Annotated in this window: 5 protein-coding genes; 4 read left to right on the top strand and 1 reads right to left on the bottom strand. The window is 70.3% G+C overall.

Going from position 1 to position 6,415, the window contains the following annotated elements:
* Nucleotides 1–88: 88 nt before the first annotated feature.
* On the bottom strand, nucleotides 89–1,597 hold the full coding sequence (arfA, locus tag HGA02_RS07850) for an arabinosylfuranosidase ArfA (RefSeq protein ID WP_168678553.1): 1,509 nt from the start codon (nucleotides 1,595–1,597) through the stop codon (nucleotides 89–91).
* Between the two features lie 324 nt (nucleotides 1,598–1,921).
* Between arfA and HGA02_RS07845 the strand changes: the two genes are divergently transcribed.
* The 4 genes from HGA02_RS07845 to HGA02_RS07830 all read left to right on the top strand — a co-directional run.
* On the top strand, nucleotides 1,922–3,268 hold the full coding sequence (locus tag HGA02_RS07845) for an ABC transporter substrate-binding protein (protein WP_168678552.1): 1,347 nt from the start codon (nucleotides 1,922–1,924) through the stop codon (nucleotides 3,266–3,268).
* A 77-nt stretch (nucleotides 3,269–3,345) separates the two neighbouring features.
* Nucleotides 3,346–4,317, top strand: a complete 972-nt coding sequence (locus tag HGA02_RS07840; protein ID WP_210728305.1) for a carbohydrate ABC transporter permease — start codon at nucleotides 3,346–3,348, stop codon at nucleotides 4,315–4,317.
* A gap of 16 nt (nucleotides 4,318–4,333) precedes the next feature.
* Entirely contained in the window at nucleotides 4,334–5,242 is a 909-nt protein-coding gene (locus tag HGA02_RS07835) for a carbohydrate ABC transporter permease (RefSeq protein WP_210728304.1), read from the top strand.
* 3 nt (nucleotides 5,243–5,245) lie between these two features.
* A partial coding sequence (locus HGA02_RS07830; protein WP_343035360.1) for an arabinan endo-1,5-alpha-L-arabinosidase occupies nucleotides 5,246–6,415 on the top strand: 1,170 nt, incomplete at its 3' end.

The raw sequence follows: 6,415 nt of genomic DNA, 5'->3' as shown, positions 1-6,415 counted from the left end.
GGGACCGGTCGAGGTCGCGGCGGTGGCGGTCGGCGAGCCCGCGGACGACGGGCCCGCCGACGACGCGGCGTCGGGCACAGCCGGCACGTCAGGCGCCCAGGCGGACGACGTTCCACGACACGGGCGGCACCTGCACGACCAGGCGCCCGTCGCGGATCTCGGCGGTGGTGTTGGCGCGCGGTGCGACGGTCGTGTCGTCGTCGGCGGTCGCGGCCAACGTGTGGTCGGGGTTGGACAGCGTGGACGCGTCGAGCACGCGCAGGCCGGGCAGCGAGCGGGCGTCGACCTCGAGCAGCGCGGGCTCGGTGAGCGACCGGTTGACGGCGAACAGCGTGGTCGCGCCGGTCTCGGGGTCGCGCGTGGCGACGGCGTCGACGAGCGCGGCGTCGCCGTAGCGGGCCGTCTCGTACGTCGGGGCCTCGATCGCGACCTGCAGCACGTCGCCCGCGGCGTACCGGGACGCCTGCGCGAAGGGGTGGAAGATCGTCTGCTTCCAGGACCGGCCGCCGGGCTCGGTCATGATCGGCGCGATGACGTTGACGAGCTGCGCGAGCGACGCGGCGTGCACGCGGTCGGTGTGCCGCAGCAGCGAGATGAGCAGGTTCCCGACGACGACCGCGTCGGCGACGTTGTAGCGGTCCTCGAGCAGGACGGGCGCGACGGGCCAGTCGTCGCCGGTCGGGGGCTTGGACTCGGCGCGCTTCTGGTACCAGACGTTCCACTCGTCGAACGAGATGTGGATGCGCTTGGACACCTTCTTGTGCGCGCGGACGGCGTCGGCGGTCGCGGTGACGGACTCGACGAAGTGGTCCATGTCCGTGGCGGACGCGAGGAACGAGCCGAGGTCGCCGTCCTCCTCCCAGTAGTACGCGTGGGCGGAGACGTAGTCGACCTGCTCGTACGCCTCGGAGAGCACGATGCGCTCCCACTCGCCGAACGTCGGCATGACGACGCCCGACGAGCCGCACGCGACGAGCTCGAGCGTCGGGTCCACCATCTTCATCGCCCGGCCGGTCTCGGCGGCGAGGCGCCCGTACTCGTGCGCGGTCTTGGACCCGATCTGCCAGGGCCCGTCCATCTCGTTGCCGAGGCACCACATCTTGACCTTGTACGGGTCCGCCGCGCCGTTGGCCCGGCGCTGGTCGGCCCAGTACGTCGGCGCGGTGCCGTTGCAGTAGTCGAGCAGGTCGAGCGCCTCCTGCACGCCGCGCGTGCCGAGGTTGACGGCCATCATGGGCTCGACCTCGGCGAGCGCGGCCCAGCGCATGAACTCGTCGACGCCGACGGTGTTGGGCTCGAGCGAGTGCCAGGCCAGGTCGAGGCGCGCGGGCCGCTGGTCGACGGGACCGACGCCGTCCTCCCACCGGTAGCCCGAGACGAAGTTGCCGCCCGGGTAGCGCACGGTCGAGACGCCGAGCTCGCGCGTGAGCTCGAGGACGTCCTTGCGGAAGCCGTCGGCGTCGGCGGTGGGGTGCGCGGGGTCGTGGATGCCCGTGTAGACGCAGCGGCCCAGGTGCTCGACGAACGACCCGAAGGTGCGCCGGCGGACGGGACCGACGGTGAAGGCCGGGTCGAGGGTGAGGCGGACGGGGAACATGCGAACTCCTGTGGTCGACTGTTCTACATCGTTGTAGACGGCAGTGTGCACACCGACCCCGCGCGCCGTCAAACAGCTCGCGCGACCGAGCCGCGCGGTCCGCGCCAGACCGTTACCGGTTCGTGGCTTGACCGATCGCCGATCGTCGTGCCATGTTGTGCAACGTTGTAGATCAACGTTGTACGAGACGACGTCGATCCAAGCAGACAGAGGTCAACGACGACCACGACGGACCGCAGCCGCTCCGGCGCCCCGCCCACCGGCGGACGCGGTCCCGACGACGGCAACGACCTCACCGATCCTCGGGAAACGGGAGGCAGGCAGATGACCACCAGGAGGAAGCTCCTCGCCGCGGCGGCGTTCGCCGTGGCCGGGACCCTCGCGCTGACGGCGTGCAGCGGAGGCGGCGACGCCAGCGGTGACGGCGGCGACAAGACCATCACGTTCATGTTCCGTGGGGGCCCGGACGAGAAGGCCGCCTACGAGGCCGCCATCGCGAAGTACACCGAGGACACCGGGACCAAGGTCAAGGTCATCGTCACCGACGCCGACCAGTACGCGACGAAGCTGCAGGCCGCCGTCGCCGGCAACAACGTGCCGGACGTCTTCTACATCGAGCAGGCCAGCCTGCAGTCCTACGTCGCCTCCGGCGTCCTCCTCGACATCACCGACCAGGTGGAGAACAGCGACGTCGACCTCTCGAACATCTGGGAGTACGGCGTCAACTCCTACCGCTTCGACGGCGAGGTCCAGGGCACGCCGGACGGTGCGATCTACGGGCTGCCGAAGGACATCGGCCCGTTCTCGTTCGGCTACAACAAGACGATGCTCGAGGCGGCGGGCATCCCGCTGCCCGACAAGGACACCCCGCTCACGTGGGACCAGTTCGTCGACATCAGCAAGCAGCTCACGGTCGACAAGAACGGCGACGGCACGCTCGACCAGTGGGGCACCGGCCTCAACGTGCAGTGGAACCTGCAGTCGATGGTGTGGAGCAACGGCGGCGACTGGACCAACGAGGACCACACCGAGGTCACGGTCGACACCCCCGAGTTCGCCGAGGCGCTGCAGAAGTTCGCGGACCTCACCAACGTCGAGAAGGTCACGCCGTCGGCGTCCGACGCCGCCACGCTGGACACCTACCAGCGCTGGATGGCCGGTGAGATCGCGTTCTTCCCGGTCGGCCCGTGGGACGTCTCGGTCTACAACGACCTCGACTTCGACTACGACCTGATCCCCTGGCCGACCGTCGGCGACGCCGGCCCGGCCACGTGGATCGGCTCGCTCGGCATCGGCGTCTCCGCGACGTCGAAGCACCCGGACGACGCCGCGAAGCTCGTGACCTACCTGAGCGCCGACCCCGAGGCGCAGCAGACGCTGGTCGACGCGAACATCCAGATCCCCAACCTCATCGACGTCGCCCAGGAGTGGGCCGCCGAGGAGGGCGCCGAGCCCGCGAACCGCCAGGAGTTCCTGGACATCGCGCAGGACTACGGCCGTGCCATGCCCGCCGCGTTCACCTACGGCGCCGAGTGGTACGACGAGCTCTGGACGAACATCCAGCCCGTGCTCGACGGCAAGCAGACGGCCGCCGACTACCTGGCCGAGGTGCAGCCGAAGATGCAGACGCTCCTCGACGAGTCCATCGCGAACGCCGAGCAGGCCGGCTGATCCTGCCCCACCCGTCCCCGCCGCCCGACGCCGCTCCGCCGGGCGGCGGGGACCCCCGGAACGAGAAGGAGCCTGGGATGGCGCGCACCGCGACCGTCGAGACCCCGCCGAAGGCGCCCGGCACCGCCGCCGCCTCCCCCGCACCCGCGGCGCGCACCAAGCGCGACATCCTGCGCCTGCACCGCACCGAGCACCGGTGGGCGGCCCTGTTCGTCGCCGCCCCGGTCCTCGGCTACCTGCTCTTCACGCTGTACCCCATCGGCTTCGCGGTGTACGCGTCGCTGACGAGCTGGAACGGCCTGGGCCCGATGCGCTTCGTCGGGCTGGAGAACTACGTCGACCTGATCTCCGACGAGTACTTCCACAAGGCGCTGTTCAACACGTTCTTCTACATGATCGGCATCCCGATCGGCCTCGCGCTGTCGCTGCTGCTGGCCCTCGCGCTCAACCGGAAGATCCCCGGCCGCACCGCGTTCCGGACCATCTACTACGTGCCCGTGATCTCGTCGCTCGCCGCGCTCGCGATCGTGTGGCAGTTCGCCTACAACGGCGACTTCGGCCTCGTGAACCAGGTGCTCGCGTGGTTCGGGATCCAGGGCCCGGACTGGCTGCAGAACACCGCCACCGTGAAGCCCGCGATCATCATCATGGCGATCTGGAAGGGCCTCGGGTACTCGACGCTGCTCTACCTGGCCGCGATCCAGTCGGTGCCCGCGTCGCTGCTGGAGGCCGCGGCCCTCGACGGCGCGAACGCCTTCCAGCGGTTCCGGTCGATCATCATGCCGATGGTCCGTCCCGTGACGTTCTTCCTCGTCGTCACGAACGTCATCGCAGGGTCCCAGATCTTCACCGAGATCAACATCATGACCCCCACCGGCGGTCCCGAGTTCAGCTCCGCGTCCGTCGTCTGGTACATCGTCCGCAAGGCGTTCAAGTACCAGCAGATGGGCTACGCGACGGCCATGTCGATCGTGCTGGGGATCCTCGTCCTCGTCATCACCCTCATCCAGTTCCGCCTCAACCGGCGCAACAGCTTCGCCATCGACTGAGGGCAGGAGACACGCCATGACTCAGACCACCCTGCCCCCGCTCGCGCGTCCGTCCGCCGCGAAGCCCGAGGGCCGCGCCCCGACCAGCCGCACGCGCTCGCGCCGCACGGCCGACGCGATCACGTTCGTCGTCCTCGTCCTCGGCTCGGCCGCGATGCTCGCGCCGCTCGTCTGGATGCTCTCGACGTCCCTCAAGACGAAGGCCGAGGTCTTCGCGCTGCCGCCCGTCTGGATCCCCGAGGCGCCGCAGTGGGACACCTACGTGCGGATGTGGACCGAGGCGCCGATCCTCTCGGGCTTCATGAACAGCCTGATCGTCGCCGGCACGGTCACGGTCGTCGGCTCGTTCACGTCCGCGCTCGCCGCGTTCGCGCTCGCGAAGCTGCGGCTGCCGTACAAGAACGCGATCTTCATCGGCCTGCTGTCGGGCCTGATGGTGCCCTACCCGACGATCATGATCCCGCAGTTCGTCATGTTCTCCCGGCTGCACTGGGTGGACACCCTGCTGCCGCTGATCGTGCCGCTGCTGTTCGGCAACATCATCATGATCTTCTTCCTGCGGCAGTACCTCGAGTCCGTGCCGAACTCGATGATCGAGGCCGCGAAGATCGACGGCGCGTCCTACCCGCAGATCTTCCGCATCATGATCCTGCCGATGATCCGGCCCGCGATCGCCGCCCAGTTCATCCTCTGGTTCATGACGATCTGGAACGACTACCTCGCGCCGATCCTCTACCTGAACACCCCCGAGCGGCAGACGCTGCAGGTCGTCATCGCCAACCTCAACGTCGAGTTCGCCACGCGGCGCGACTACCCGTTGATCATGGCGGCGTCGTTCGTGGCGCTGCTGCCGATCCTGATCGTGTTCCTCATCTTCCAGCGGCAGATCATCGAGTCCGTCGCCCTCACCGGCACGAAGGGCTGACCCGTGACGCTCCTGGAGCCCACCGTCGACCCGGCCGTCCCGGCGGACCCCGACACGAGCGCGTGGGGCGGTCGGCACGCGCACGACCCGACCGCCGTCCGCGACGACGACGGCACGTACTGGCTGTTCTCGACCGACGCGTTCAGCGAGGGGCCCGTCCGGGCCGGCGTGCAGGTGCGGCGGTCCACCGACCTCGTGACCTGGGAGTTCCACGGGTGGGCGCTGCCCGGCGTGCCGTCCGACGGTGCGGCCTGGACCGGTGCCGAGGGCCTGTGGGCGCCCGAGGTCGTGCGGGTCGGCGACGAGTGGCGCATGTACTGGTCGGCGTCCACGTTCGGGTCCCGGACGTCGGCGATCGGGCTGGCCGTCGCGCCGCACCCGTCCGGACCGTGGGAGGACCGCGGGCTCGTCGTCACGTCGCGGCACGACGCCGACGGCCCGAACGCGATCGACGCGAACGTCGTCGTCGACGACGACCGGCACTGGCTCGTCTACGGGTCGTTCTTCGGAGGCATCCACGTCCTCGAGCTCGACCCGGCGACGGGCGGCGCGGTCGACTCCCCCGGCCCGGGCCGTCCCGCGTGGGGGCCCGGCTGGCTGGTGGCACGCCGTCCGCGGTCCGTCGAGGGCGCGATCGAGGGCGCGTTCGTCCTCCCCCGCCCCGGCGGCGGCTGGGCGCTCGTCGTGTCGTACGACTCGCTCTTCTCGACCTACCACGTGCGCGTGGGCGTCTCCGCCGACGTGACCGGGCCGTACGTCGACCGCGCCGGCCGCGACCTGCGCGACCTCGACGCCGACCCGGCGACCGTCGGGACCCCCGTCCTCGCCGGTCACCGGTTCGCCGGCGGCCGCACCTGGCTCGCGCCCGGGCACGCGTCCGTGCTCACCGACGGCGACGTCCAGCTGCTCGTGCACCACGTGCGCGACGGCGACGACCCGACGCAGCACGAGGTGCAGGTCCGCCGGCTCGTGTGGACCGACGACGGCTGGCCGCTGGTCTCGCCGCAGCCGTGGGCCGGTCCCGCCGAGTCGACCGACGAGTCCGCGTGGCCGTCCGACGTCGCCGACCTGGTCGGCACCTGGGAGGTCGTGACGTTCGAGCAGACCGCGGCGAGCGGCGTGACCGCGTCGCACGTCGTCGAGGTCACGCCCGCCGGGCTCGCGGACGTCCGG

Origin of the sequence: Cellulomonas septica (assembly GCF_012396155.1) — a bacterium.
Classification (GTDB): Bacteria; Actinomycetota; Actinomycetes; order Actinomycetales; family Cellulomonadaceae; genus Cellulomonas; species Cellulomonas septica.
Note: the sequence above shows the minus strand (reverse complement) of the source record. Positions and strands in the feature narration are given on the sequence as shown.

Bases quoted from the DNA above. Each gene is read 5' to 3' on its own strand.
- arfA (WP_168678553.1), bottom strand. From the start codon at position 1,597: ATGTTCCCCGTCCGCCTCACCCTCGACCCGGCCTTCACCGTCGGTCCC.
- HGA02_RS07845 (WP_168678552.1), top strand. From the start codon at position 1,922: ATGACCACCAGGAGGAAGCTCCTCGCCGCGGCGGCGTTCGCCGTGGCC.
- HGA02_RS07840 (WP_210728305.1), top strand. From the start codon at position 3,346: ATGGCGCGCACCGCGACCGTCGAGACCCCGCCGAAGGCGCCCGGCACC.
- HGA02_RS07835 (WP_210728304.1), top strand. From the start codon at position 4,334: ATGACTCAGACCACCCTGCCCCCGCTCGCGCGTCCGTCCGCCGCGAAG.